This is a genomic window from Nonomuraea sp. NPDC001636 (assembly GCF_040298265.1).
Classification (GTDB): domain Bacteria; phylum Actinomycetota; class Actinomycetes; order Streptosporangiales; family Streptosporangiaceae; genus Nonomuraea.
Window position 1 is genome coordinate 1 of sequence record NZ_JBEOZT010000093.1, and the last position, 1,514, is coordinate 1,514.

The window sequence follows — 1,514 nt, forward strand, 5'->3', positions numbered from 1 at the left end:
CCACGACAACGAGATCACGAAGCGCCGTACGTACACCGAGCGGCTCCTGAACCTGAGGAGCGCCGCGTGACCGGGCCCGAGCACTACCGCGAGGCCGAGCGCCACCTCAGCGCCGCGTCCTACACCGACCGCCCGGGTGGGCGGCCCGCGCACCCCGACGCCGGGCACCACATTGCGATGGCCCAGGCGCACGCCACTCTCGCGCTCGCCGCCGCCACCGCCCTCTCCGACCCGACCCGGTCCGCCCCTCGCGCTCCCCTCCCGGAGTGGAACGCCTGGAAGCAGGCCGCGGGCGTCGCCGCCCAGGAGGACCAGCACTGATGACCACCACCGCGCAGGCTGGGGCCGCTCAGGCCCCGGCCGCCGGCCGCCGGGTCACCCCCACAGGCCGCCTCATCCTCTCTGCCGACGCCGACCGCGACGTCTGGCTCCAGGCCCGCCGCTCCGGCATCGGGTCCAGCGATGTCCCCGCCGTCCTCGGCCTCATCAAGCAGAACCCGCCGCTCAAGGTCTACCTCGACAAGCTCGGGCACGACGTCGACGACGCGGGCGAGGCCGCCTACTGGGGCACCGTCAACGAGGAGCCCGTCGCCCGCCGTTGGGCGATGCAGAACCGCAGCGTGATCCGCCGCGTCGGTCTCGTCTCCCACGTCGACCACCCCCACTGGATGACCACCCTCGACCGCATCGTGACGCAGTGCCCGCTGTCCGAGGACGAGCAGGCCCCGTGCGCGCTGGAGGTTAAGACCCGCTCCGCCTTCAAGGCCGCACAGTGGCACGCCGGCGCCCCGGACGACGTTCTCGCCCAGATCCTCTGGCAAATCATCGTCAACGGGTACGAGCACATGCACTTCGCCGTCCTCATCGGCGGCAACGAGTACCACCAGGGCACCGTCCGGCGCGACGCGTACCCGGACGTCATGGCCGACATCAGCGCCGCGATGGACCGGTTCTGGGAGGAGCACGTCCTCGCCCAGGTCGCCCCGGCGCCCACCGGCGACGGCGACGCCCTCACCGGCCTGTTCCGTCGCCTGCACCCCAGCCGCTCCGGGGCCGTCGACATCGACCTGAACGGCGAGGCCCTCGACGCGCTCCTCGACTACGGCATGCACCAGCGCGCCGAGACCGCGGAGAAGAAGGCCAAGACCGCCGCGAAGGCCCGGATGATCGCCGCCCTCGGCGACGCCCAGTCCGCGCTGATCGGCGGTGAGCGCGCCTACTCGCTGGAGCCGTCGAACGCGGCGCCCCGGGTCGACCTGGAGCAGCTCGCCGAGCGCTGGCCGGACGCCTACGCGGCGTGCGTGACGCCCAACCCGACCGAGCGAATCGACATCGCGAAGAAGTTCAAGGGAGACATCTGATGGGTCTGCGCGAGAACGCGGCGAAGGCCGCCGGCCGCGAGGTGGCCGCTGAAGAGCCGCGCGAGGCCGCAGTGGATGTGGCCTCGAACTTGACGGAACCGGACCTCGGCGACCTCACCAAGGACGCGGAGTCGGCAAGCGCCGTCATCGCCT

The 1,514-nt window shown here is 72.3% G+C and carries 2 protein-coding genes; both read left to right on the forward strand.

Features of this window, described 5'->3' with window-relative positions; all coding sequences use genetic code 11:
• Positions 1–66: 66 nt before the first annotated feature.
• On the forward strand, positions 67–321 hold the full coding sequence (locus ABT158_RS51170; protein ID WP_352366761.1) for a hypothetical protein: 255 nt from the start codon (positions 67–69) through the stop codon (positions 319–321).
• Positions 321–1,361, forward strand: coding sequence for a YqaJ viral recombinase family nuclease (locus ABT158_RS51175; protein WP_352366763.1), 1,041 nt, complete (start codon positions 321–323; stop codon positions 1,359–1,361). Before ABT158_RS51170 ends, ABT158_RS51175 begins: the two co-directional genes overlap by 1 nt.
• The last annotated feature ends 153 nt before the right edge of the window (positions 1,362–1,514 follow it).

Excerpts from the sequence above, each read along its gene's own strand:
- ABT158_RS51175 (WP_352366763.1), top strand. The coding sequence starts at position 321 with ATGACCACCACCGCGCAGGCTGGGGCCGCTCAGGCCCCGGCCGCCGGC.